The sequence below is a fragment of the Bartonella sp. TT29SHDZB genome, from assembly GCF_042193395.1.
GTDB lineage: Bacteria > Pseudomonadota > Alphaproteobacteria > Rhizobiales > Rhizobiaceae > Bartonella.
On record NZ_JBHILQ010000009.1, the window covers coordinates 46,916 to 73,803 of the forward strand.

Sequence of the window (26,888 nt, forward strand, 5' to 3'; positions counted from 1 at the left end):
TTTAATCCTTATATTCTTTTATTCTATCGCCTTCAAATTTTGGTGTACAATAAAAACGCTTTCCTTCTTCTTTAATAAAATTAACAACTTCAGAAACAGACTGAGAAGAAGAATAGAAAGAAGCAACATCACTGACACGCTCTTTAAATGGTTTGCTATGATCAAAAAGCATCGCAACCGCATGACGGAGTGCATGAATATCTTGACGCTCAAGTCCTGCACGCTTCATGCCAATAATATTGAGGCCGGCAAGTTTTGCCTGCACACCAACAGCTGTTCCATAAGGTATCAGATCACCAACCAGCGCAGATACGCCGCCGATAAATGCATGATGTCCAACACGAACAAATTGATGAACAGCAGCACCACCACCAATAATCACATAATCACCAACAGTAACATGACCAGCAATCATTGCGTTATTGGCAAATGTTACATGATTGCCTACATAACAATCGTGAGCGATATGCGCATAACAAAAAAATTGGCAATTATCACCAACAACTGTCATTCCTACACTCGAATCGGAACCCCTATGCATTGTTACACCTTCACGAATCGTACAATTCTTACCAATAAAAAGAGTTGTAGCCCCTCCTTTATGTTTATTATTTTGCGGATCTGCCCCCAAAACAGCATGAGAAAATACTTTACTCTTGGCTCCTAACGTTGTCTTTCCCATTATTACAACATGACTTGTCAAACTACATTCATCACCAATAACAGCCTCTGAACTAATATGGCAAAATGGTCCAACGCGTACATTCTCACCAAGCTGCGCTCCCTTCTCCACAAGAGCAGTTGGATGGATTTTCGTACCGGACATTTTTAAATTCCCATCAAATATCGTTTATGCTTCTTCGACAATCATCGCAGCAATTTCTGCTTCAGCGACGCGAACATCTTCTACTTTTGCAACACATGAAAAACGTCTCATACCAGATCTTTTTTTCAAAAGCTGAACATGGATCTTTAGCTGATCACCAGGTATAACCGGCTTACGAAATTTCGCATTATCAACCGTCATAAGGTAAACTAAATTTGTTTGCTTATTGCCTAAATTTAAAAGTGCTATTGCTCCTGCCGTTTGTGCCATAGCTTCTAAAATCAAAACTCCAGGCATAACAGGCTTTGCGGGAAAATGTCCCGTAAAATGTGGCTCATTAATCGTTATATTTTTAATACCAACCGCTTCTTGTTCACCATCAATATCAACGATACGATCAATCAATAAAAATGGATAACGGTGCGGTAATATTGATAATAGCTTTTCAATATCGACAGCCTCTAAGTTTTTAGTTTTTTCACTGCTGATCATATCAGCGTTTCTCCTTTTTAACTTTTCCCATACTGCGCAACGCCGCTACTTCACGAAACCATTGTTTAAATGGTCGCGCTGGACTACCTCCCCATTTTTCGCCATCCGGAATGTCATTCATAACACCACTACGAGCAGCAATCTGAACAGATTTACCTATTATGATGTGATCCGCTACTCCCACACTTCCGCCAAGCTGAGACATATCCCCTATAGATGTACTTCCCGCAATGCCACATTGAGCGGCAATAAGACAATAGCGTCCAATTTTGACATTGTGGGCAATTTGTACAAGATTATCAATCTTGCTTCCTTCACCAATAACAGTATCTTGAAATGTCCCACGATCAATTGTCGTGTTCGCACCAACTTCTACACCATCCTCAATAATAACACGACCAAGCTGTGGAATTTTCTCGATTCCAGCCCCGCCTCCAACATAACCAAAACCATCTTGCCCAATGCAAACGCCAGGATAAAGCTGAACCTTATCACCTATTATAGAACACTGAACTGTGACCTTAGGAGCAATATAGCAGTCTCGCCCAATACGGCAATTTTCACCGATAACAGCTGTGGATGAAATAAGAGTTCCTGCACCAATCTCAACATTTTTACCAATAACAGCTCCCGCTTCAATACACACATCATCTGCCAACTTAGCCGTTGGATGAATATGCGCATGCGATGAAATCCCCTTCTGCCCCAACCAAGGCATTGGCTTGACAGAATCCGGAAACAAAATACGACCAATCTGAGCAAAGTCACGCTGTGGTGTGGATGTCACCAAAATTGCCATAGTTTCGGGAACTTTAAAAACAATCTCATTCGTACAAAAAACAGCAACAGCAGAACTGTCCAGTAAAGCATCAGAAAACTTCCGATGCTCTACAAAAACAAGAGAACCTTCCACAGCACTCTCAAGTGAAGAAAGAGTATTGATAACTTTATGAGAAAACTCTGGATTAAGAAGCTTTGCACCCGTCAACTCAGCAGCATTTGCAACTGTCAATCGTCGGGACGGCGTAAAAAAAAATGTATCCGCCATCAAAACACTTTCTCTCCCAGCTTAAGCTATTCTCTTCAAGTTTTTCCTTCTTAAAATCGCTCAAATCAGAACTTCGTAGAAATACCAAAATTCAATTGTTGCAAACGATCACCTTCCTGCTTCGTTATTGGCCAAGCATAATCAAAACGCAAAGGACCAAACGGAGAATCCCACATCAAACTCACACCTGCAGATGAACGCCAAGCACTTTTGGTATTAGTAACAGACGGTTCACCCTTAAAAACGGCTTTATAATTATTGCCATAAAGCGTAGCAATATCCGCAAATAAAGCACCGCGCAACCCGAACCCTTCAGGCACAACAGGGATAGGAAACTGGACTTCAGCAGTCGCATTCATATATGTCGTTCCCCCCAAGAAATAAACCTCACCCTTACTGGAAACCTGACGTGGACCTATTCCATTATATTTGAACCCTCGAATCATATCAGAATTTACTTTAAACATATCGAAAATACGAACACCATCTCGGCCCATTCCGTGGATATAACCACCCCCAAAGGAAAGCAAACCAACGATATCCTTCTGATCAGAAAGAGTCTTGTACATCATCGCCTTACCCGTGGTCTTTAAGAACTTTGCACTTCCACCAAGCCCTGCATATTCCTGAAGAAGATGCACGTACCATCCATCATGAGGAGATCTCATATCATCAATCGTATTATAGGTGAAACCATAACTAATTGATGAACGTTTCCAAGGGCTGTGTTTTGCAGCTTGAACAATCGCACCAGAATATTTCCCATATAATTCTATTATGTCACTCTCTTTGTCAAAATCATACTCTCCGCCAAAATCATATTCTTCCTGCACATAAGAATAAGCTACATTAGCAGATAATTGATTATTAATAGGTAACGAAAACCGCAGCGATCCACCTGTCTGCCGTACATCATAGGCTTTATCAGCACGATAAGTACTACGAAAAACATCAACGCCAGCAGATAAACGATACCCTAAGAAATAAGGATCAACAAATGATAAATTATAATTACGAGATTTTTCTTGCCCCGCACCTAATCCTAAACGAACATATTGACCACGTCCCCCAAGATTACGTTCAGTAACAGAAACTTCAAGTGACATACCAGGACTTGTTCCCCCTGTTGTATACCCTCCAGAAAGAGAGAGATCTCCTGTTGAAGCTTCAACGACATCTATTACCAAAACAACTTGGTCAGATTGATCTGTAGGAACCATTGAAATATTAACGGCTTTGAAGAAACCTAAACTTTCTAGACGACGTTTTGCCCGCTGTAATAAAGTTTGATTGTAAGCATCTCCTTCGTTTAAATCAATCTCACGGCGAATGACGTAATCACGCGTTTTCTCATTGCCACGTATATCAATACGTTGAATATAAGCACGTGTACCTTGTTCAATATTATATAAAATTGAAATTGTATGATTTGCTAAATTACGATTTCCCCGCGGTTCAACTTTAGCAAAAGCATATCCCGAATCAGCAACTTTGTTATTAATAGTTGCAACAGACTGTTCAATATCCTCTGCACTATAAACATTACCTGGCTGGGTTTTAAGCACCCTTTTTACAGATTGAACATCAATTCCATCAACATCACTTTCAACCTGAATATCGCTAATTTTATAGAGCGCACCCTCATCAAGAACGAAAGAAATTTTATACGTATTGCTTGCCGCATCAAAAGTTGCTTTAGAAGAGACTACACGAAAATCTGCATAACCACGGTTATAATAAAAGCGACGTAAAGCTTCTTCATCAACAGCGAGGCGCTCTTCACTATAAACATCACCTCCCAACAACTTCGAAAAAATTCCTGAAGTTTTTGTTGAAATCACATCACGCAAACGGCGACTTCCAAAGACATTATTTCCCTTAAAAGTGATATCACCAATCTTTGTTTTTTTCCCTTCAACAACATTAAATACCACATTAACCCGCCCTTTTCCGAGGTTAATCGTTTGAACATTAACAGTGATATTATTACGACCAAGAGTTTTATAAGCTTCACGAATTGTATTTATATCAGCAGAAAGCTTAGCAGAATTAAAAGGCTCATTCGGTTTTAAAGAAATAAACCGCTTAAGATCTGGGTCTTTAAAAGATTTATTTCCTTGAAACAATATTTGATTGACAACCTCGTATTCTTTTACGAATACAACCAATTTATCACCCACCGGATTTATTTTAACATCATAAAATAAACCCAATTCGAAAAGGTTCTTCACAGCACTATCAACATCACCACTGGAAACACCTTGCCCAACCTTAATCCCCATATTGTCTCGAATCGCCTGAGAACTTACAAACTTATTCCCACGAACTTCAATAGATCGGACTACAGACGCTTGTATTTCTCCGACCGCAGCAAGTGACATAAAAACCGTTGCTGGGGCAAGCAACCCCATCTTTAACACCAATACAGATGCTGCATTTAAAAACTTTGAATTCGTAGTCATTGGCTTTTTTACCTTACTCTTGTTCCTTGGACATGATGCCTTAAAAAGCTAACTGCCATAACAACCTTTTTACAGCGAGACTTTTTATTCCTTAATTACTCATTATAATGTACAACGCCACAACATTTTGTAGACATGGTAAACAACCTTCAATTTATTTTTGCTATTATTACTCAATTTATAAAGCGTTTTCCATAATTTAATTAGCTAAACCAACAAAAATAATCATTAAAAAAGACAAAGATCATAAAAAGGAGAAGAATGGAAAAACCTAAACGAAAAATGATTCCCTGAATTTTAGCAGATATTTGCCTCCCAGTAATGACTTCAATGACATGCAATAAAAGATGCCCACCATCAAGCGGTAGAATCGGAAAAAGATTAATAAGCCCAACACTTATTGAAAGAAAAGCTGCCAAGTTCAACAAAGAGATAAAACCTGTCTCGCTCACTTTCCAAGCAATTTTAACGGTTTTAGAAGGTCCACTTAGTCGACAATGATCCTCTTTTCCTCCTATTAAACGACTCATAAAAAGAACGGTTTGAGTGGCGATAAACACAGTACGGTCTGACGCTTCTCTTATAGCTGTTACAAAACCATAGCGAATATGTTTTATATAAGTTGGATCTAAACGTGCAGGATTATTTAAATCAACAGGAACGCCTACACCTATCATAGCACTTCGGGTTCGATTACCAAATCCATCATCTCGCTCAACGACTTTCGGGGTAATCATTGTTGTAAAGACTCGCCCCATGCGTTCTATTTTAAACTCTATGGGTTCTCTTCCGTGAAAAATCACATAGTTCATCAAATCTTCAAAACTTTCAACCCGTCGTCCATCCATTTCAACAAAACGATCACCTAATTCCAAACCAGATTGAAGAGCAGGGCTATCTTTTACCAAAGAACCAACAACGGGCTCAATGGCTACACGACCATAGATAAAGAAAAAAAATGTTAGAATAACAACAGTAAAAAGGGCATTGAAAAGGGGACCAGCAAAAACAGTTGCTGCTTTTTTCCAAGCATGCGCACTCGCAAATGAACCATCAACAATCAGAGATGATTGGGATGATACCGTATCGATTTTCTCCTCATCCCCAACAAATTTTACATAACCTCCTAAGGGGATAAGTGCTAAACGCCACTTCGTGCCACGCTTATCTGTATAACTCGCTATCTCTGGTCCAAATCCAAGCGAAAAAACTAACGCCTTAATACCACACCACCGACCAATGAGATAATGCCCAAATTCGTGCACAAAAATGATAATCATAATGATGAAAAGAATACTCAAACTTCTTAAAAGAAAATCACCCATAGTGACGATATGATTTAAAAGTTCCAAACTATCTTCTCCTAATTAGATCATACTAAAAAGATTAAAAGGCGCATCCATATCAGACATAAATGAACCAATTAAATAAAGAAGAAAAGCCGCCCCTACCAATCCGTCTATACGATCCATAAAACCACCATGTCCAGGCAATAAAGAGCTAGAATCTTTAACAGAAAACCGTCTTTTGAGCCATGATTGCCCTAAATCACTCAATTGTGAAACAATTGATAAAACAAGTGTAAGGAGCGGCACAAAAAAACTTGCTAAATTTATATCAAAAAATCCAAAAGCAACCCATATACCACCGAAAACTCCGACAAATGTACCACCAAGTGCTCCTGACCATGTTTTATTAGGAGAAAATTGTGGTGCTAATTTAGGCCCCCCTAATGCACGTCCGATAAAATAACCACCAATATCTGTTCCCCACACTATCGTAAATAAGAAAATAACGACTTGGAACCCCAACATTTCATGATCCCGCAGAAAGCATAAAGCAACAACAGGAAAAGATGCATATAAAAAACCACAAAAAACCCAACCACTCTTCTTTATAGATATGATAGCCAACACCGTAGCCAAAACGATTAAAACACAAAAAATTAATGAAGCAGATACACTCAACACTAAAAAAAAGCCAAAGATCAAATAAAAAATACTTGCTAATATTTTTTGTAAAACACACCATTTTTCTTTAGTAATACTCATCCACTCATAAAGAACAAAACCGCCAATACACCATACAAATAAAAAAAAGAAGTTTCCTCCCAACCATGTTAGATACAACGCAATAACGCCAAAAACAAAAGCTGTCAGAATACGATAAACCAAATTAGACAAAACAACATCCAAACAATAAAAATAGAAAATACAAGCTCTAAAAATTAACGCAAGAAAAACTCTCCTACGCAGTATTTTTATATCATACCTGTATAATTTCTCTTATAATTTATCATAAATAATTCAGTCTACTAAGATAGCGCTTATGAAACTAATAATCAATGAAAACAGCTTCAAAAATCTCTGTCAAGATTAATCCTAAAATATTTTTTAATATTTTCTCAAATATAAAATGAAAAAGCAGCCACCTATGCCCCATACAAATTAACTAATACAGGTTTCGTATAAAAACACTTTTCTATCAACTATTTGTCATTAAAAAACAAATTACGCCACACAACATCTTCTTGATCGATTATACCCACATGTTTTATAATGAGAAATATTAGGCGTATTTTTTTGCGTTATATTCTTTCCGCAACCTTTATCTTAGAATCTTTGAATAATTTCTAATAATACTTTATATTATGCAGTTTAACAAAGACGAACTCAACTAAAAGCCCACACTATGCTGTTAAATAGTGTCCTTCAGCAAAGGGCATGATTTATCACGCAGATAAAAAAATTAAAACATCTGCACTTTCAAATCAATCTCTCCCATATCAAAATGATAAAACACTTTCCTGCATCACACCTTGCTATCACAGAGCCCCCCCTCCTATTATCCCTAGAAATAATTTACAGGCTGGGAGTATAACATCCTTTTTTCTAGCGACAAAATCGTCTTAAACGTGCATAATTTCAGATTCTTTTACGGCTAAAATTTTATCAATATCAGCAATAGTTTCATCCGTGAGTTTTTGAACTTTTTCAGATAAACTATGGGCTTCATCTTGTCCAATTTCACCATCTTTTTCTAACTTTTTTAAATTGTCCATACCATCCCGACGAACATGACGTGTAGCAACACGCGCTTGCTCTGCATAGTGATGCGCAATTTTTACAAGTTCTTTACGGCGCTCTTCGTTCAACTCAGGCAAAGGAATACGTAGATTCGTACCATCAGTTATGGGATTTAAACCAAGACCAGAATCGCGAATAGCGCGCTCTACAGCTCCGACCATCGTCTTATCCCATACAGAAACCGAAAGCATCCGAGGTTCGGGAACAGAAATATTAGCAACCTGATTTATATGCACAACAGAACCATAAGATTCAACAGTCAACGGTTCTAATAAACTGGCCGATGCACGTCCAGTCCGCAAACCACCTAACTCATGTTTAAAAGCCGTAATGGCACCATCCATGCGACGTTTCAGATCATCCATAATTGATGTAACATTCATATTTCTGTCTCCTTCAATTGTCCTTTGAAGCTTACCCTTATTCCGATACTATTGTAAAGCGTCCTGTTCCATTCAAGACCTTAGCCAAACCACCTTTTTCATGAATGGAATACACAATAATCGGGACATTGTTCTCACGTGCTAAAGTGACCGCCGTTGAATCCATAACAGATAATCCCCATTGCAAAACTTCAACATGTGTTAATTGGTCAAAACGTTTAGCCGTAGGGTCTATTTTGGGATCTGCTGAATAAATACCATCAACTTGTGTTCCTTTAAGAAGGACATCCGCACCAATTTCAGCTGCACGTAAAGTAGCAGCAGAATCAGTGGTAAAAAATGGATTTCCTGTACCGCCTGCAAAAATAACGACTTTTCCCTGATTCATATAAGCTATTGCTTTACGTTGCGAGAAACTTTCACAAATTTGTGGCATAGCAATCGCAGAGAGTACAACAGTTTCAACCCCTAATTTTGTCAAAGATGTTCGCAATGCTAAAGAGTTAATAGCAGTTGCAAGCATTCCCATATGATCACCTGTCACTCGGTCCCCACCATGTGAAGCAACAGCAACGCCACGAAAAATATTTCCCCCTCCGATAACAACCGCAACTTCTATCCCCATTGTGCGCACTTCTGCAATATCGGCTGCGATACGGTCTACAACAGAAACATCAATACCAAAACTCTGCCCCCCCATAAGAGCTTCACCAGAAGCCTTTAAAAGTATACGTTTATACGGAAGTGCTAATGCCATTCATAATCTCCCCAAAAGCACATTTATTTTCGCTTTTGACACCACGAAGGGCACCACTTTTTTCACGTGACGCCCTTTCAACAATTATATTGTTCTCATCAGAAATTCTACAACCAACGATATCATTTTAAATCTCTGATCAAGAGTTTGCAATAACTAGCCCTTTGCAGCAGCCGCAACCTCTGCAGCGAAATCAGACTCCTCTTTTTCTACACCTTCACCTAACGCAAAACGAATAAAGCCTGTGATTTTTGCTGGTGCACCAATTGATTTCTCAGCGTCTTTTAAAGCTGCTTCAACAGTCATATCAGGATTCATAACAAAAGCTTGAGAAAGCAAAACAACCTCTTCAAAAAACTTACGCATACGTCCTTCTACCATTTTTTCAATGATATTTTCAGGCTTTCCCGACTGACGTGCTTGATCTGAAAAAATTGCTTTTTCACGTTCAACAGCAGCAGCATCAACATCTTGTGCTGTAAGTGCTAATGGATTGGTTGCGGCGATATGCATCGCGACCTGCCGTCCAAAAGCAAGAGCAGCTTCTTTATTTCCTGCCGTTTCAATTGCAACCAAAACACCAAGTTTTCCAAGCCCATCAGCTACACTATTGTGTATATAAGTCGCAACAACACCATTCTCAACAGACAATTTAGCGGAACGACGAAAAGTCATATTTTCGCCAATTGTACCAATTGCATCTTTAATTGTAAGCTCTACAGTCTTCTCAGAGCCTGGATAAAGAGAAACAGAAACAGATTCAACATCCCCTGGCGTATCTAAGGCAGCAGTTGCTACTTTACGCACAATGTCTTGGAATCCATCATTGCGTGCAACAAAATCTGTTTCAGAATTAATCTCAATCAAAACTGCATGTGAATCTTTTGATACGACTCCGATTAATCCCTCAGCTGCTGTACGACCAGCCTTTTTATCTGCTTTAGCTATTCCTTTTTTACGAAGCCAATCAACAGCAGCTTCCATATCTCCATTGGTCTCTGCTAGAGCGGCTTTACAGTCCATCATGCCAGCGCCAGATAGTTCTCGAAGTTCTTTTACTTGTGCAGCAGTAATGCTCATATTTGCCTCTTTATTTTGTAACAGTGAAAGCGTGCAAAATCCCTCTGCACGCCTATAACTTCTTCTTTAGACAATAAAAGTACCTTAATTAGGCATTTTATATTATTCAGAAACTTCTGAAACTGCATTTTCTTCCAAAATAGGTTCCACAGGTGCATCAACTTGAGCTCCTAAATCGATACCCATTGCTCCTTGCTGGCGTGCAATACCATCAAGAGCAGCACGGGCAAAAAGATCGCAATAAAGAGAAATTGCACGTGAAGCATCGTCGTTCCCTGGTATTGGATGTGTCACGTCATCAGGATCACAATTGGTATCAATAATAGCAATCACTGGAATACCTAAACGTTTTGCTTCTTGGAGTGCAATATTTTCTTTATTCGTATCGATAACAAAGATAAGATCTGGAACAGAACCCATATCTTTAATACCACCAAGCGCACGATTAAGCTTTTCACGATCACGTTCAAGATTTAAACGTTCCTTTTTGGTAAAGCCTTGCGCTTCAGCAGCAAGAATTTTATCAAGCTTTCGCAAACGATGGATCGAATTGGAAATCGTTTTCCAGTTTGTGAGCATACCGCCAAGCCAACGTGCATTAACGTAATATTGGGCGGAACGATTCGCCGCATCTGCGATAATGTCAGATGCTTGCCGTTTCGTACCAACAAAGAGAATACGACCACCACGCGCTACAGTATCTGAAACAAGTTTAAGCGCTTGGTGTAAAAGCGGAACGGTCTGAGCAAGGTCAATAATATGGATATTATTACGCTGACCATAAATATAGGGAGTCATTTTGGGATTCCAGCGATGAGTCTGGTGACCAAAATGCACACCGGCTTCTAAAAGCTGGTGCATAGTAAAATCGGGTAGTGCCATAAATATTATCCTTTCCGGTTCAACCTCCGCGGAAAAAGCAGGAAGACCTGCTACCGGCGGATGCTTGCTAGAATTTTCTCACAGATCATTTGCAAACACCCAGACTCCGCGTGTGGAATAGCGCAAACATACTAATATTTGATTCTTTTTCAAGTTATTTTCTTTAATCATTTAATATTTGCATTTTCACATTGATTAAGATCTTTTCCAAGTTCCAAGAATTCGAGACTGTTCAATTTTGCACGCACTGAAAAAGTTCCATAATCTATATGAAGATCACGCATGACACCATTCTCATGTAAGAGAAAACTGCTACGATAAACCGGCAAACCATCTTTATTTTCTCCATCATCAAAATAAGAAATTGTAACAGGCCAATACTCTTCTTCATCCAATTTTCTTACTTTTTCCGTTTCGCTATCAGATAAAAGCGTCTTCTTTTCCCCTATGACGATACTTTCTTTTATAACTTTATCTGCTTTATTTGTCCCATCAAATACAGTAACATTGTAAAAATGATCTCCTGCTTTTGCATGGCGGATAATATTTTTTAGTTGCATCATTGGAAATTCAGCCATGGCAAGCTTATACTCTTTTTCCTTTGGCTTTTTTAAGGTAACTGTAATACCATCTTGCGTACGCTCCGCAACCCCCTCGGCACGATGCACAACCTCTTCTCCCTCTTGATCTGTAATATTAAAACGAAATGTACGGCTATCTCCTGTTTCATAACTCGTCGTCTGTTGATCCGTCAAACGTACTGGCATATCTTCAATGTGAACACGGCTAATGAAACGAAAACGTGTGCTATAGCCTTGGCATGCCGAACCAGTAAGCTCGTAAACCATTCGCCCTGACATCGCAGAAATTGTCATTTCATGAGAAACGCTATCGAGATGAAAATCATAAATTGCTCGATGAGGCACAATAAAAATGGGCTCTTCAGCTCTCGCAGTACATAAAAAAACACTATATAAAATTATTATAAATAATGATCTAATCATTCCCAACTTCCGAACTTTATCCCCGTTGCATAACATCATACAATAAGGCAAAAAAGGCTAATTTCTCAATTAACCACACATTTTCTTAAATAAAAAAATAGATTATGCAATGAATATATTATAGAGCAGCTATGGAGTTAACATTATGACCAATATGATTGAAAAAAACTTAGAAAAATTCGGAATCACTCTTCCTGAAGTAATCTCCCCCCTTGCCAATTACATCACCACTTCACAAAGTGGCAATCAACTCTTTATTTCTGGACAACTCCCTCTTATTAATGGAAAACCAATAGCCATTGGTAAAGTTGGTGCAACTGTGAATACCGAACAAGCCCAAAAAGCATCCGAAGCTTGCGCTCTCAATATTCTCGCGCAACTCAAGGCAACTCTGGGTGACTTAAATAAAATAAAACGTGTGGTCAAAATTACTGTTTTTGTGGCTGTAGATTCTCATTTTACCGATATTCCTTTTGTTGCTAATGGAGCTTCTAATTTATTCGTCAATATCCTTGGTGAAATTGGAAAACACGCCCGTTCTGCTATTGGTGTTGCTTCTCTTCCTATGGATGTTCCTGTAGAAGTTGAAGCCATCATAGAAATCTAAACCTTCATTAAGACAGTGCACCATTCTAAATATAACTGAAGTCAAAATACTTCTTTGTCTTACATTCTGATAAACCTTGCATTCTTTCGTTTTTAAATTAGAATCTTAAACTTACAATAAAAGGAAATATTTGTATGAAACAAGCTTATGACAATAACAATATTTTTGCTAAATTGATTCGCAATGAAATCCCTTCTATTCGTGTCTACGAAGATGATGATGTTATTGGATTTATGGATATCATGCCACAAGCACCAGGTCATACGCTGGTCATTCCTAAAAAAGGCTCTAGAAACTTACTTGATGCAGATCCTGAAACATTATTTCCTGTTATTAAAGCTGTTCAAAAAATTGCAAATGCTGTCAAAAAAGCCTTTCATGCAGATGGCATAACTGTCATGCAATTTAATGAAGCAGCTAGTCAACAAACCGTCTATCACCTCCATTTTCATATTATACCACGTATGGAGGGAATAGAGCTTACCCCTCATAATGATATGATAACGCCTTCAGAAATACTTGAAGAGAATGCAAAAAAAATTCGTGCAGCTTTATAACACACTCTTAAGTTGTTGTGCTTTTTTTTCCTACACGCTTTTTTGTAAAATTTTCTATTTTACTTTTCTTTGAACTTACAGATATATCGGAAGATGAAATTTCTAAGTGTAAGCTTTCTTTTTTGCCATTTGATTTTTGTGTCAATACGCGAACGGTACCACCATTGCGTAACTTTCCAAATAAAATTTCATCAGCTAATGGCTTTTTAATATATTCTTGTATAACGCGCCCTAATGGGCGTGCTCCCATCTGAGAATCATATCCTTTATTGGAAAGCCATAAAGTTGCAGAAGGGCTTAATTCAAAACAAATTCCCCGATCAGCTAATTGTGCTTCAAGCTGAAAAATAAATTTTTGCACTATCTGATTGATGATTAAATGAGATAAAGGTGCAAATGGAATAATTGCATCTAACCGATTACGAAATTCTGGTGTAAAGAACCGATTGATTGCTTCTATATCCTCACCATCACGATGCACTTTCCCAAATCCAATAGCTGATTTTGCCATATCTGAAGCACCAGCATTGGTTGTCATAATCAAAATAACATTGCGGAAATCAATTTTCTTACCATTATGGTCTGTTAATCTACCATAATCCATTACCTGCAATAAAATATTAAATAACTCTGGATGCGCTTTCTCAATCTCATCTAGCAATAGAACTGCGTGAGGTTTCTGATCAACAGCATCTGTAAGGAGACCTCCTTGATCAAACCCTATATAACCTGGAGGAGCTCCGATTAAACGTGCTACCGTATGTCGTTCCATATATTCTGACATATCAAAGCGCAATAATTCAATGCCTAAAGATGATGCAAGCTGCTTTGCAACTTCAGTTTTTCCTACACCTGTTGGCCCTGAAAATAAATAACTTCCTATTGGTTTATCCGGTTCGCGTAAACCTGCTCGCGCCAATTTTATGGATGAAACTAAGACGGATATTGCCTGATCTTGACCATAAACAACATGTTTGAGTTCTCTTTCAAGCTTACTCAGTATCTTCTGATCATTCCGAGAAACTGTTTTTGGTGGAATTCTTGCAATTGTAGCAACAGTCGCTTCAATTTCTTTAACACCTATACTCTTCTTGCGTTGTTTTTGTGGCAAAAGCTTTTGCGCTGCGCCACTTTCATCAATAATATCAATTGCTTTGTCAGGTAACTTACGGTCAATTATATAACGTGAAGATAATTCTACAGATGCCTTCATCGCCTGATCTGTATATTTAATCTGATGAAAATCTTCAAAGTAAGGCTTCATCCCCTGCAAAATCTTAATCGCATCTGTAACAGAAGGTTCATTAATATCAATCTTCTGAAAACGACGCTCTAAAGCACGATCTTGTTCAAAGAATTTGCGATATTCTCTGTAAGTCGTCGAACCAATACATCGCATAGTTCCAGAAGATAATACAGGTTTCAAAAGATTTGCTGCATCCATATTTCCCCCTAATGTCGCTCCTGCTCCAATTAAGGTATGAATTTCATCAATAAATAAAATAGCATCTGGATACAGCTCAAACTCTTTAATAACTTGCTTTAAGCGTTCTTCAAAATCACCGCGATAACGTGTACCTGCAACAAGTCCCCCCATATCAAGAGAAAATATTGTTGCATTTGATAAAACTTCAGGTACTTGCCCATCAACAATGCGCTTTGCCAGTCCCTCAATTATAGCGGTTTTCCCTACTCCAGGATCACCAACCAAAAGCGGATTGTTTTTTGACCTTCGACATAAAATCTGAATCATGCGTGAAATTTCTATTTCACGGCCAATTAATAAATCAATTTTTCCATTACGTGCTTTACAATTGAGATCAACACAATAATTCGTTAAAGCACTTGTTCCTCTTTCACCATTATCCGAAATCTGCTGATCTAATTGTTCTTCAAGTCCTTCAAGTAACATGGATAATCCATCATCACGCGTGACACCCTGTGAAATAAAACGTACAGCATCATAGCGTGTCATTCCCATCTCTTGAAGAAAATATGCTGCATGGCTTTCACGTTCAGAAAAAATTGCAACAAGAACATTTGCTCCCGATACTTCATCTTTTCCAGCTGATTGTGCATGAATCACCGCACGTTGGATAACACGCTGGAAAAAAGCTGTAGGCTTTGTATCTTCATCAGCTCTAATCTGTTCATCTAACTCTGAGCAAAGATAATTGGTTAAACGCTCTCGTAATTCCTCCACATCTACTTGGCAAGCCTGAATAACGGAATTTGCATCGGCATCATCTAACAGCGCAAGGAGAAGATGCTCTAATGTTGCATATTCATGCCGTGCTTGAGTGGCAATTGTTAATGCACGATGCAAAACCTCTTCAAGACTAGGTGTAAAAGATGGCATAGCTCCTCACTTCCATTCCATTACACATTGTAACGGATGTTCATTTTGACGCGCACATTCCCTCACTTGTAATATTTTCATTTCAGCGACTTCATAAGTATAAGTTCCACATTCTCCTATCCCATTGTGATGAACATTTAACATTATCCGCGTTGCCTCTTCGAAACTTTTTTTAAAAAAGTTCTTCAAAACGAAAACAACAAAATCCATAGGTGTGTAATCATCATTAAGCAAAAAAACTCGACATAATTTAGGTTTTTCGAGTTTTTCTCTAGCCTTAGGTATTATAACCGCACCATGCCTACCTTCATCCCAATTTTTGCCCTTTTCATTATGCATAATATGAGGTATGGAGTTTATTATAAGCGTCTGTTCCATTATCATTTTCCATGCTGCACATTATTTTATTAATTTTAAATTCTTTCATAACTATTGCAATACCTATTTGTATTAGAAAAAAATTTTCCCTCTATGGTTAGACTTCAATCACTCGCTCATAAAATAACTTCTGTAAACAAATTAGTAATACCATTCGTCTAAAATACATCAACAAATTACAGAAAAGGAAGCTTTATAGAAGTTTTTAGGATAAATGGAGAAATAGGATACTGCAAGTGTATATTAATTATCAAAAAATTATGCGCTACTGTAAAACAATAGCAATTTCTTTTGTTATGTTAGCTTTTTCTTACTGTTGGGCATCAGCCACGCCTCAAGGGGCCTATCCTGATAAGTATGCGGCTATTGTTATAGATGCTACTACGGGAAAAACTCTATTTCAAGCCAATGCAACACTGAAACGTTATCCGGCTTCTTTAACAAAAATGATGACATTGTACCTCCTCTTTGAAGCTATGCAGATGCGTCGTGTGACACCAAACACACCAATTCCTGTTTCTCATTATGCAGCAATGCGTCCACCGACAAAAATTGGGTTTAAAGCAGGCCAAACAATTTCTGCTGAAGCAGCAGCTAAAGCACTCATTACAAGATCTGCAAATGATGTTGCTGCTGCCATTGCAGAATATCTTGGAGGTAGTGAAAAAAAATTCGCTCAAATGATGACAGCAAAAGCTCGTAAACTTGGCATGAAACATACACATTTTGCAAATGCTTCAGGACTTCCGGATGTGCGCAATTATTCTACAGCACGAGATATAGCGACTTTGTCATTAGCTTTACGTAAACATTTTCCAAAACAATATAAATTGTTCAAAACAAAAAGTTTTAATTTTCGTGGACATACGATTAACAGCCACAATAAACTCGTAAAAATAATGAAAGGTGTCGATGGAATTAAAACAGGATACACACAAATGTCAGGTTCTAATTTAGCAACTTCGATGCGTCTTGAGGGGCGCTCTATTGTCGCTGTTGTTATGGGAGGCAAATCATCTACTGCACGTGACGAACATATGGCTAGCTTATTGAATCAATATTTGCCCCAAGCAAGCCAAATGAAAAGTGGTGAACGTTTAATAGCTTCTGTACGTTATCACTTACCCACTGGCGCCAATACTCCGATACCAACCATTAAAGATGATTCAAGTAATTTTGACGATGAAATTTCGACTATGTTGACAGCATTTGCAGAACAACCTAAAAACTCCAATATCGCAATAACGGCTGTAAATAAGGTAATTATACCAATACCGAACCCTCAAAAAACTACACCGGTTGAGACTCATAAAATTGTAACAGCCTCTTTGTCCGAAAATGCTGGATGGGCTATCCAAATTGGTTCTCTTCCTAGTGAAGAACAAGCAAAAACTCTACTTTTAAAAGCAAAAAATACAGCTTTTTCCATTTTAAAGCACGCATCTTCACATATGCAACTGTTTGAAAAAAATGGGCAGCGTTATTACCGAGCGCGCTTTACAGGGTTTCAATCAAAAAAAGCTGCATTTGATGCTTGTTCTACATTAAAGAAAGCAAATTTTAACTGCTATACTGTAGCCTACTAAAAGTTTTTGAATTCTGCATTAAGGATAGTATTATGACAGATAATGCTTTTGCTTCATTCCATAAAAAAGAAGTTTTATTGAAGCAATCATCCCTCCTTTCATTGCGTTCTCTTCACGATGCTGCCGCAAAACTTACTGGTTTAAAATATAATTCGACTGCATTAGATACACAATCTCTTGTTAATCTTCTCATTTGCCAAACAATGCGCAACCGTCGTCTCATAATGCCTCCTGTACGCATTCATTTACGCGTTGCGAGCCAAACTGGTAATGTACCTATTAAAATCCGTCTAGGGGCAACAAATATTTAATTCTACAGACGATCTCTAAAAAATTATTTTATTATTAACCATTATCTACAGCCTTAGAAAATTCTTTGATAGACATACTTCATTATTAAGTTGTAGGAATTGTTCTGATGTTTTTTTCAACTATCCCTAGAGATCTTCAAGATTCCAATCAAAGCATTTTTTAGGACACAAAAAATACCAAATATTTTTTACATTTTGATTTAATATCAAAAATTATCCTTGATATTTTTCCATAAAAAAATGAGAATAGGTTCATTAAATGAAAGCTTATCACTTTAGAGATTATTGTAAAAATTCAATAAAGAAAATTCCCCTTAAATAACGCATCAATTCATCCTACAACATAAACGCTGTACAAATTTCCTAAGCTTTTTGAACTCCAATACGCAAAGCAATTTTAAAATATAAATACTATCGGTGAAAAAACATAAAAAAGCCTTTTATAAAGAGTCTTAAGTCCCAAGAGTTTTTGTCTATAATATTGAGAGCTGACAAAAGAATGATAGTGCTCGTTTTGCTCCCTTTATAAATAAAGATGTTCATGCTCGATAGCATTTTATATCATTCATAGAGACTTTACATTATACTATTTATATGTACCATTGTGAAATAGATTTCAGATTAAGAGATGTTTCTTTTCAAGATATTTTTTTTCATCATACCAGATGTCCAAAAGATCTTCACTTCTAAAAAATTAAAATCTTTAAAACTCTCTCGTACCTCATCATAATCATTTAGATTTAAAACAAATTTTCCTTGGATACTCAGATATAATCTTCCATTACTTAAAAGATATTTCTATGTAAGCTTTTAAAGTTCTCATAAAACCTAGTAAAAAATAATGGCAAATTGATCATTAATTTTTCCTGACGCTTGTTTATTTTTTCCAAAGTAGACTTGCTTTTCCATTTCAGAGACAAATCAAACATATATAGGTAATACTCTTTCTCCAACCTTGCACGCAAATACTATGACTCGTTAAGAAAGCACTGAACTTGTCTTAAATTTATCTCAAGTATGCTGCTGAATTAAATTTGAATTTTGATTTATAAGGAACAAAAGAACACAAGCTTATCAGAAAAATAATACGATTCCTCTCCAAATAATCCAGTTATGGATTGAAAAAATGTTCCAGCTCTTAACAAGATATCGCATTAACTGCGAGTCCACCTTTACTTGTTTCCTTATAGCGTTCACTCATATCATGACCAGTCTGGCGCATTGTTTCTATACAAGCATCAAGAGAAACAAAGTGATTTCCATTACCATATAATGCAAGAGAAGAAGCGGTTACCGCTTTAACAGCCCCCATTGCATTACGCTCAATACAAGGAACTTGTACAAGACCTGCAACAGGATCACACGTCATTCCCAAGTGATGTTCAAGCGCAATTTCTGCCGCATTTTCAATTTGAGCTGGTGTTCCACCTAACGCTGCGGTCAACCCTGCTGCGGCCATTGAAGATGCCGTTCCAACTTCACCTTGACATCCAACTTCTGCACCCGAAATAGAGGCATTATGTTTGATAACACCGCCTATAGCTGCTGCCGTTAATAGAAAATTATGTATTCCCTCTCGATCTGAATCATCATTAAACTGAAGATAATAACGCAAAACGGCTGGGACGACACCGGCTGCTCCATTTGTTGGTGCTGTAACAACACGACCACCTGCTGCATTTTCCTCATTGACTGCTATAGCATATACCGAAAGCCAATCATTTGCCCAAAGTGGATAATTGTAATTTTTCTTTTGTTTTTCCAAAAGCGTTTCATGTAGCTTTTTAGCACGCCTTGGAACACGCAACCCACCAGGCAACTCACCCTCTTGTGAAAGACCTCTATCAATGCAATTTGTCATAGCTGAAAAAATTTCATCAAGCCCTGCATCAAGAGAAGAACGCTTTATCTTTGTTTCTTCATTTAAGCGCTTCATTTCAGCAATTGAAAGTCCTGATTTTTCTGCCATTGCTAACATTGTACGAGCAGAATCAAATGGATATGGCACCTCAGACACTCCTGGTTCTATATTACCATTCATGTGTCTTAATTCATCCTCAGTTACAACAAAGCCACCACCAATAGAATAATAAATCTGCCGCAAAAGAACATTCCCATCAGTATCAAGCCCTTCAAATGCGAGTCCATTCGTATGTCCAGGGAGGATTTCCTTTCGTTCAAAAATAAGATCACGTTGCACATCAAACTGATAAACGGGATGGTCTTCTGGTTGTACCCTTTTTTCACGTATAACTTTTTCTAACAAGAAGCCCATGTTATCAGGATCAACAGTAGAAGCTTTTTCTCCTAAAAGTCCTAATATGATAGCCCTATCTGTCGCATGCCCAATACCTGTGAAAGCTAAAGAACCATAAAGATAAACACGTATACGAGAAACTTGAATATCAAATAACTGAGAAAAATCTCGTATCCTTTGCAAAAACATATTAGCCGCTGTCATTGGCCCCATCGTATGTGAGCTAGAAGGACCAATACCAATTTTAAAAAGTTCAAAAACAGATAAAAACACGCACCACCTCAAAACTCTAGTATAGCTTGAGCATACGCCTTTCTATAACGTTTGTCCTCTTTAAAATCAAATTGTAAGATAAACTAAAAAAATGACAGCAATAAACACGAGTGTCGCTCGTCTTGCTACCACCCAACACCCTCGTTCTATAGTGCTTTCCATTAGCCCAACCTTCAAAACGGACAATGCCCCTAGAGTCATCACTCTCTTAATGTTTCAAACGTAGTAAAATAAGTGTTAATATGCAACATCATAATTCAATAAAAATGAAAAATTCTTCCCCAGCATATTTTTCATAATGCACCAAGTTCTTCAAAGCCTATGCTTAATGACATAAAATAGTTTATGGACATGCTTCAATGAAACGTACAAAGTTTTCTAACGGTTCTCGTTCTGTCTCAAAATTGTTTTCTGGAGCATTCATATCGCGATAGCCAAGTGCCATACCGCAAATAATATGGCGATCAAAAGGTACAGATAAAAGCGTACGAATCTGTTTATGATAATCAGCAAAAGCTGCTTGGGGGCAGGTATCCAATCCAAATCCACGTGCTGCTAACATAATGGTCTGCATAAACATACCCAAATCAAGCCAACTCCCCATTTCCATATCGTGATCCATTGTAAACAAGAGTCCTACAGGTGCATCAAAAAATAAAAAATTTCGCGCTTTTTGATGAAGTATTTTTTCTTCATCTCCTTTTTGAATTCCAAGACTCTGATAAAGATCCAAACCAACTTTTCGACGCCTTGAAATATAAGGCTCACGCCACTGACGTGGATAATAACTATATTCACGCTCTCCTTTTACACCTGAAAGCACAAGTTGTGAAAGCTCTTGCCCTACTTTCTGTAATACACTTCCTGTAAGCACAATCACTTGCCATGGCTGAATATTTGTTCCAGATGGTGCTCGTGCTGCAAGTTTTAAGATTTCTTTGATTGTTTCCAAACGAACTGGCTGATCAGTAAAAGCGCGAATTGACTTTCGTGACAAAATAGATTGAAAAACACTCATAGGAGAAACTGTCATTGTTTTTACTTTCTTTATGAAAAATAGTTTTTTCTTATCAAGGATAATATACTGCGAAAATACCTTTGCAGCTTTTTCAAACACTCTATTTCTTTAAATGACTGACACATTTCACGCAGTGTTAAACATTCCCCTTAGAGATAGTATAACCTATCTCTTTTAAGAGAAAGAAAATTGTCTAAAAGAAGACAAAATAAATTTTATAATCAATGACTAACTCCCAACTCCGCTAAGCTCTCAAAAAAACTCTCCTCAATTCGTTCTAAATTCTGTAGAAGATCATCAACATCATGCTGCACCTGCTTTAAATCAGCTCGTTTTTATGAATTTTTGCAATTAATTTCTTAAGCTTTTTCTCATCATCAGGTGGGTTTCCAACCATTGTCAACATATCAGATATTTCAGACAACAAAAATTTAACTCTTTTAGCACACAGGATTTGTTTTAATTTATGACGATCCGTTTGAGCATAAAGCCGTGTACTCCGACACCGAAAAGGGATAAGAAACCCCTCTTCTTCATAGCAAAGTTCGAGCTGTTATTGAAAACTCACGTGTTAATTTTCCAATTGAATAATATTCGTACATTTTATCATTCTGTCTGCATAGATCACATTGTTATAAAAAATATGTCTATTTTTTATAAAACTTAGTGAGCACCTTAATCTCTACTTTCCTGCATTCTAATTTATAAGAAAATACATTCTTATCATACAAGCATTATATAGTAGAGAATCAATTATTTTTTAGATTATAGAAAAGACTCTTGATCTTTCATTATAAGTCCTTTTAATTTTTTATAGAAGATATCAATCAAAAATTTTCCTACAATTTAAAATCAATCTTATTTGATTTGTAGATAATCAACTCTTTTCCTTGAATATGACTTTTGAGTTTCACATATTTTGGAAAAATTCTATACTGCTTTTAGAAATTAAGAAACTTTAAAATAAAGTAACAAAAAAGATAAGCATCATTACAAAACAATAAGGCTACTAAAGACGTTTAAAATAACTGTCACCTTATAATTTTTAATATTTTTAAGAAAATATGCAATTTCTGCATTTCAAGATAAAAAACGTCTGAACTTTCTATTCAGACGTTTTTTATATTATGTAATGTTGTATTTAAATTATTCAGCAACTGCCCCAGTTGTCATATTTGTCAACATAGCCTTAGCCACTTCGTTATTACTAGACTTACGCTGCTCATCTACAATCAAATCATCACGAACTGCAGCAATACGACGGATTTGAGAAATCGTACCACCCGTACCTGCTGGAATAAGACGACCGACAATAACGTTCTCTTTAAGTCCTTGCAAAGTATCAATTTTACCAGAAACTGCTGCTTCAGTAAGAACACGTGTTGTTTCCTGAAACGATGCCGCCGAAATGAAAGAAGGCGTTTGAAGAGAAGCTTTTGTAATTCCAAGAAGAATGGGATTACCAGATGCGGGTTTCTTCCCTTCTGCAATCAAATTATCATTGATTTCATCAAGTTCAATACGATCAACATTATCACCTGGAATATAACCAGAATCTCCAGATTCAGTAATTTCAACTTTTTGCAACATTTGACGAACAATCACTTCAATGTGCTTGTCATTAATAAGAACCCCTTGCAAACGATAAACCTCCTGAATCTCATTAACAAGGTAAGATGCCAAAGCTTCAACACCCTTAATCGCCAAGATATCATGAGGTGCTGGATTCCCATCAAGAATATAATCCCCCTTTTCAATTTGATCGCCTTCTTGAAAGTGAAACAGCTTACCTTTTGGAATCAAATATTCTACTGCCTCAAGAGTCTCATCATTTGGTTCAATAATAATACGACGTTTATTCTTATAACCACGGCCAAACCGAATTGTACCACTTACTTCAGCAATAATCGCATGATCCTTTGGACGACGTGCTTCAAAAAGCTCAGCCACACGAGGCAAACCACCCGTAATATCTTTCGTCTTGGCACTTTCCATTGGTAAACGAGCAATAACATCACCCGCCTTAACATGAGCACCAAGCTCAACAGAAAGAATAGTCTCCGCTGACATCATATAACGGGCTTCACCTCCTTTATACAATTTAGCAATGGATTCACCTTCTTTATCTGTGTGAATAATAATAGCTGGTTTAAGATCCGCACCACGTGGATTAGCGCGCCAATCAATCACCAAACGCTTCGTAATACCCGTAGATTCATCAGCTGTTTCAGTGACAGATAAACCATCAATCATATCTTCAAAACCTACATAACCTTCAACTTCCGTTAAAATTGGACGTGTATAAGGATCCCATTCTGCTATACGTTGGCCACGTTTAACCACATCACCATCATCAACAAAAATATGAGCACCATAGCTAACACGATGTACAACGCGCTCTTTTCCTAACTCATCCTTGATAAGGATAGCCATATTACGCCCCATAACAACCAATTGGCCTTCAGAGTTACGAACCACATTACGATTACGAATCTCCACCTTACCTTCATAAGATGCCTCTAAATACGATGAATCAACAACCTGCGCAGTTCCTCCTAAGTGGAAAGTACGCATAGTAAGCTGTGTTCCCGGCTCACCAATGGATTGAGCAGCAATAACACCAACGGCTTCTCCCTGATTAACAGGTGTTCCACGCGCCAAATCACGACCATAGCATTTTGCACAAACACCAAGACGTGTTTCACATGTTAAAGCAGAACGAATTTGAACAGATTGAATTCCAGCTGCTTCAATCTTCGCAACATCAGCTTCCTCAATCATTGCCCCACCTTCAAGGATAACCTCTCCAGAGACAGGATGTAGAATATCAACAAGGGCTGTACGACCAAGAATTCTTTGCCCAAGGGAGGCAACAATTTGTCCTGCATCAACAATGGGCTGCATGGTAAGCCCTTTTGCTGTACCACAATCAACTGCTGAAATAATAGCATCCTGTGCAACATCAACAAGACGCCGTGTGAGATAACCAGAGTTAGCAGTTTTTAACGCAGTATCAGCGAGTCCTTTACGTGCACCATGCGTGGAATTGAAGTATTCATTAACAGTTAGACCTTCTTTAAAATTTGAAATAATGGGGGTTTCAATAATTTCACCCGATGGTTTTGCCATTAATCCACGCATACCAGCCAATTGTCTCATCTGGTTAGCAGAACCACGTGCACCAGAGTGCGACATCATATAGATCGAATTCATTGGCCGTTGACGACCTGTTTTAGGATCAAAATCGACGGCCTGAATACGTTTCATCATTTCATCCGCAACGCGATCTGTACATTTACCCCAAGCATCTACAACCTTATTGTATTTTTCACCTTGTGTAATCAAACCATCATTATATTGCTGTTCATACTCCTTAGCCAAAGCTTCTGTTTCTGCAACTAAACGCGACTTACTATCAGGAATAACCATATCATCCTTACCGAATGAAATTCCTGCACGACAAGCATAAGAAAAGCCAAGTTGCATAATACGGTCACAAAAAATAACTGTCTCTTTTTGTCCACAGTGCCGATAAACATGGTCAATCATTTTAGAAATATTCTTTTTCGTCATTTCTTGATTGACAATATCAAAGGAAATATCCGGACTTCTTGGCAAAAGCTCACCGATAATCAAACGACCAGGTGTCGTATCATAAAGTTTAGCAACTTCTTTCCCATCCTTACCGATATTCTTAACACGACCTTTAATCTTCGTATGAAGCGTTACAACCTTATTTTCTAGGGCATAATGAAGCTCACCTATATCAGAAAAAGCCATTCCCTCACCTGGTTCTTTTTCAGAAACAATCGAAAGATAGTAAAGACCAAGAACCATATCCTGTGAAGGAACAATAATTGGCGCCCCATTGGCTGGATGAAGAATATTATTGGTCGACATCATCAAAACACGGGCTTCAAGTTGAGCTTCAAGAGAAAGCGGAACATGAACCGCCATCTGATCACCATCAAAATCCGCATTAAAAGCAGTACACACCAATGGATGTAGCTGTATAGCTTTTCCCTCAATCAAGATAGGCTCAAAAGCTTGAATTCCCAAACGGTGCAATGTTGGTGCACGATTGAGCAAAACAGGATGTTCACGAATAACCTCATCCAAGATATCCCAAACTTCTGGATGTTCCTTCTCAACAAGCTTTTTTGCTTGTTTTACAGTTGAGGAATATCCCTTCGCATCAAGCCGCGCATAAATAAAAGGCTTAAATAATTCAAGAGCCATTTTTTTGGGAAGACCACATTGATGCAATTTTAATTCAGGACCTGTCACGATCACAGAACGCCCCGAGTAATCAACACGCTTTCCAAGTAAGTTTTGACGGAAACGCCCTTGCTTACCTTTTAACATATCTGAAAGAGACTTTAATGGACGTTTATTGGCTCCAGTAATCACACGCCCACGCCGTCCATTATCAAATAATGCATCAACAGCTTCTTGCACCATACGCTTTTCATTGCGCACGATAATTCCAGGAGCACGCAATTCAATCAACCGTTTCAAGCGGTTATTACGATTGATAACACGTCGATAAAGATCATTCAAATCTGATGTCGCAAAACGCCCACCATCAAGTGGAACCAACGGACGCAAATCCGGCGGAATAACCGGAATTGTTTTCATAATCATCCACTCTGGCTTATTCCCAGATTCAAGAAAATTTTCAACAATCTTAAGTCGTTTAATTAATTTTTTCTGCTTTAACTCTGAAGTTGTGTCAGCTAATTCGAGACGCAAATCATTAGCGATTTTATCTAACTCCATACCAGCTAAAAGCTCGTAAATAGCTTCAGCGCCAATCATAGCCGTAAACTGATCTTCTCCAAATTCATCAATAGCAAGCATATATTCTTCTTCAGAAAGAAGCTGATGGAGCTTAAGAGATGTCAATCCTGGCTCGGTTACAATATAATTCTCAAAATAAAGAACCCGCTCAATATCTTTTAAAGTTAAATCTAAAAGTGTAGAAATACGACCTGGTAATGATTTAAGAAACCATATATGCGCAACAGGTGCCGCAAGTTCAATATGCCCCATACGCTCACGACGTACACGCGAAAGGGTAACCTCTACACCACATTTTTCACAAATAATGCCCTTATACTTCATGCGTTTATATTTGCCACATAGACATTCATAATCCTTAATAGGGCCAAATATACGTGCACAAAAAAGACCATCACGTTCTGGTTTAAACGTCCGATAATTAATCGTCTCAGGCTTCTTAATCTCACCATACGACCAGGACAAAATTTTCTCAGGACTCGCAATAGAAATACGAATAGAGTCAAATGTCTGCGCTGGCGCTTGAGGATTGAAAAGATTCATGACCTCGTGGTTCATGCTGTTCTCCTTCAAAGATTCTTAGAACCTGTTGTAATATCTCATTTATTTTATTACAGATCTTCTTTAAAAGACATTTACTTTTAAAAACGAACTGTATAGCCTTAATAAGGTTATTGAGCCTCTTAAAGTAATAAGAGCGCAGCCTTTTTCTAGTGCGCTCC

The 26,888-nt window shown here is 37.7% G+C and carries 20 protein-coding genes; 4 read left to right on the forward strand and 16 right to left on the reverse strand.

Going from position 1 to position 26,888, the window contains the following annotated elements; translation table 11 throughout:
* Nucleotide 1: 1 nt before the first annotated feature.
* The 11 genes from lpxA to ACFIJJ_RS05925 form a co-directional block, all read right to left on the reverse strand.
* Entirely contained in the window at nucleotides 2-826 is an 825-nt protein-coding gene (gene lpxA / locus ACFIJJ_RS05875; protein ID WP_375623646.1) for an acyl-ACP--UDP-N-acetylglucosamine O-acyltransferase, read from the reverse strand.
* A 24-nt stretch (nucleotides 827-850) separates the two neighbouring features.
* Entirely contained in the window at nucleotides 851-1,318 is a 468-nt protein-coding gene (gene fabZ / locus ACFIJJ_RS05880; RefSeq protein ID WP_375623648.1) for a 3-hydroxyacyl-ACP dehydratase FabZ, read from the reverse strand.
* A 1-nt stretch (nucleotide 1,319) separates the two neighbouring features.
* Nucleotides 1,320-2,366, reverse strand: a complete 1,047-nt coding sequence (lpxD, locus tag ACFIJJ_RS05885) for a UDP-3-O-(3-hydroxymyristoyl)glucosamine N-acyltransferase (RefSeq protein WP_375623650.1) — start codon at nucleotides 2,364-2,366, stop codon at nucleotides 1,320-1,322.
* Between the two features lie 65 nt (nucleotides 2,367-2,431).
* Nucleotides 2,432-4,828, reverse strand: coding sequence for an outer membrane protein assembly factor BamA (bamA, locus tag ACFIJJ_RS05890; protein ID WP_375623652.1), 2,397 nt, complete (start codon nucleotides 4,826-4,828; stop codon nucleotides 2,432-2,434).
* 203 nt (nucleotides 4,829-5,031) lie between these two features.
* A complete protein-coding gene (locus ACFIJJ_RS05895) occupies nucleotides 5,032-6,180 on the reverse strand; it encodes an RIP metalloprotease (RefSeq protein WP_375646319.1) in 1,149 nt (382 codons plus the stop codon).
* Between the two features lie 15 nt (nucleotides 6,181-6,195).
* Nucleotides 6,196-7,011, reverse strand: coding sequence for a phosphatidate cytidylyltransferase (locus tag ACFIJJ_RS05900; RefSeq protein ID WP_375623656.1), 816 nt, complete (start codon nucleotides 7,009-7,011; stop codon nucleotides 6,196-6,198).
* A 725-nt stretch (nucleotides 7,012-7,736) separates the two neighbouring features.
* Nucleotides 7,737-8,297, reverse strand: coding sequence for a ribosome recycling factor (gene frr / locus ACFIJJ_RS05905; protein WP_012755044.1), 561 nt, complete (start codon nucleotides 8,295-8,297; stop codon nucleotides 7,737-7,739).
* A 37-nt stretch (nucleotides 8,298-8,334) separates the two neighbouring features.
* The gene (gene pyrH, locus ACFIJJ_RS05910; RefSeq protein WP_012755043.1) at nucleotides 8,335-9,054 is read right to left on the reverse strand and encodes a UMP kinase; all 720 of its coding nucleotides are present in this window, start codon (nucleotides 9,052-9,054) and stop codon (nucleotides 8,335-8,337) included.
* A gap of 156 nt (nucleotides 9,055-9,210) precedes the next feature.
* Nucleotides 9,211-10,134 (reverse strand): translation elongation factor Ts, encoded by a 924-nt coding sequence (tsf, locus tag ACFIJJ_RS05915; protein ID WP_375623659.1) that lies wholly within the window; start codon nucleotides 10,132-10,134, stop codon nucleotides 9,211-9,213.
* A gap of 102 nt (nucleotides 10,135-10,236) precedes the next feature.
* Entirely contained in the window at nucleotides 10,237-11,016 is a 780-nt protein-coding gene (gene rpsB, locus ACFIJJ_RS05920) for a 30S ribosomal protein S2 (protein ID WP_273788135.1), read from the reverse strand.
* Between the two features lie 167 nt (nucleotides 11,017-11,183).
* Nucleotides 11,184-12,020, reverse strand: coding sequence for a cell envelope integrity EipB family protein (locus ACFIJJ_RS05925; RefSeq protein ID WP_375623661.1), 837 nt, complete (start codon nucleotides 12,018-12,020; stop codon nucleotides 11,184-11,186).
* A gap of 145 nt (nucleotides 12,021-12,165) precedes the next feature.
* Here ACFIJJ_RS05925 and ACFIJJ_RS05930 point away from each other — a divergent pair, with 145 nt between their 5' ends.
* Both ACFIJJ_RS05930 and ACFIJJ_RS05935 read left to right on the forward strand, forming a co-directional pair.
* Complete coding sequence (locus ACFIJJ_RS05930; protein ID WP_375607219.1) at nucleotides 12,166-12,627, forward strand: RidA family protein; 462 nt, start codon at nucleotides 12,166-12,168, stop codon at nucleotides 12,625-12,627.
* 134 nt (nucleotides 12,628-12,761) lie between these two features.
* Nucleotides 12,762-13,184: an HIT family protein gene (locus ACFIJJ_RS05935; RefSeq protein ID WP_375646320.1), complete on the forward strand. Its 423-nt coding sequence runs from the start codon at nucleotides 12,762-12,764 to the stop codon at nucleotides 13,182-13,184.
* Between the two features lie 7 nt (nucleotides 13,185-13,191).
* On the opposite strand, the gene clpA is transcribed toward ACFIJJ_RS05935, so the two are convergent.
* Complete coding sequence (gene clpA, locus ACFIJJ_RS05940) at nucleotides 13,192-15,543, reverse strand: ATP-dependent Clp protease ATP-binding subunit ClpA (RefSeq protein ID WP_375623665.1); 2,352 nt, start codon at nucleotides 15,541-15,543, stop codon at nucleotides 13,192-13,194.
* Between the two features lie 6 nt (nucleotides 15,544-15,549).
* Nucleotides 15,550-15,921: an ATP-dependent Clp protease adapter ClpS gene (clpS, locus tag ACFIJJ_RS05945; RefSeq protein ID WP_375623667.1), complete on the reverse strand. Its 372-nt coding sequence runs from the start codon at nucleotides 15,919-15,921 to the stop codon at nucleotides 15,550-15,552.
* Nucleotides 15,922-16,157: 236 nt separating this feature from the next.
* Between clpS and ACFIJJ_RS05950 the strand changes: the two genes are divergently transcribed.
* Together ACFIJJ_RS05950 and ACFIJJ_RS05955 are read left to right on the forward strand one after the other, a co-directional pair.
* Nucleotides 16,158-17,507: a D-alanyl-D-alanine carboxypeptidase gene (locus tag ACFIJJ_RS05950; protein WP_375646321.1), complete on the forward strand. Its 1,350-nt coding sequence runs from the start codon at nucleotides 16,158-16,160 to the stop codon at nucleotides 17,505-17,507.
* Between the two features lie 32 nt (nucleotides 17,508-17,539).
* Nucleotides 17,540-17,818 (forward strand): hypothetical protein, encoded by a 279-nt coding sequence (locus ACFIJJ_RS05955; RefSeq protein ID WP_375612117.1) that lies wholly within the window; start codon nucleotides 17,540-17,542, stop codon nucleotides 17,816-17,818.
* 1,138 nt (nucleotides 17,819-18,956) lie between these two features.
* Here ACFIJJ_RS05955 and ACFIJJ_RS05960 read toward each other — a convergent pair.
* From ACFIJJ_RS05960 to rpoC, 3 genes are all read right to left on the reverse strand, one after another.
* Nucleotides 18,957-20,348, reverse strand: a complete 1,392-nt coding sequence (locus tag ACFIJJ_RS05960) for an L-serine ammonia-lyase (RefSeq protein WP_375646323.1) — start codon at nucleotides 20,346-20,348, stop codon at nucleotides 18,957-18,959.
* A 343-nt stretch (nucleotides 20,349-20,691) separates the two neighbouring features.
* Complete coding sequence (locus tag ACFIJJ_RS05965) at nucleotides 20,692-21,381, reverse strand: nitroreductase (RefSeq protein ID WP_375623682.1); 690 nt, start codon at nucleotides 21,379-21,381, stop codon at nucleotides 20,692-20,694.
* A gap of 1,131 nt (nucleotides 21,382-22,512) precedes the next feature.
* The gene (gene rpoC / locus ACFIJJ_RS05970; protein ID WP_375623675.1) at nucleotides 22,513-26,724 is read right to left on the reverse strand and encodes a DNA-directed RNA polymerase subunit beta'; all 4,212 of its coding nucleotides are present in this window, start codon (nucleotides 26,722-26,724) and stop codon (nucleotides 22,513-22,515) included.
* Nucleotides 26,725-26,888 lie beyond the last annotated feature (164 nt).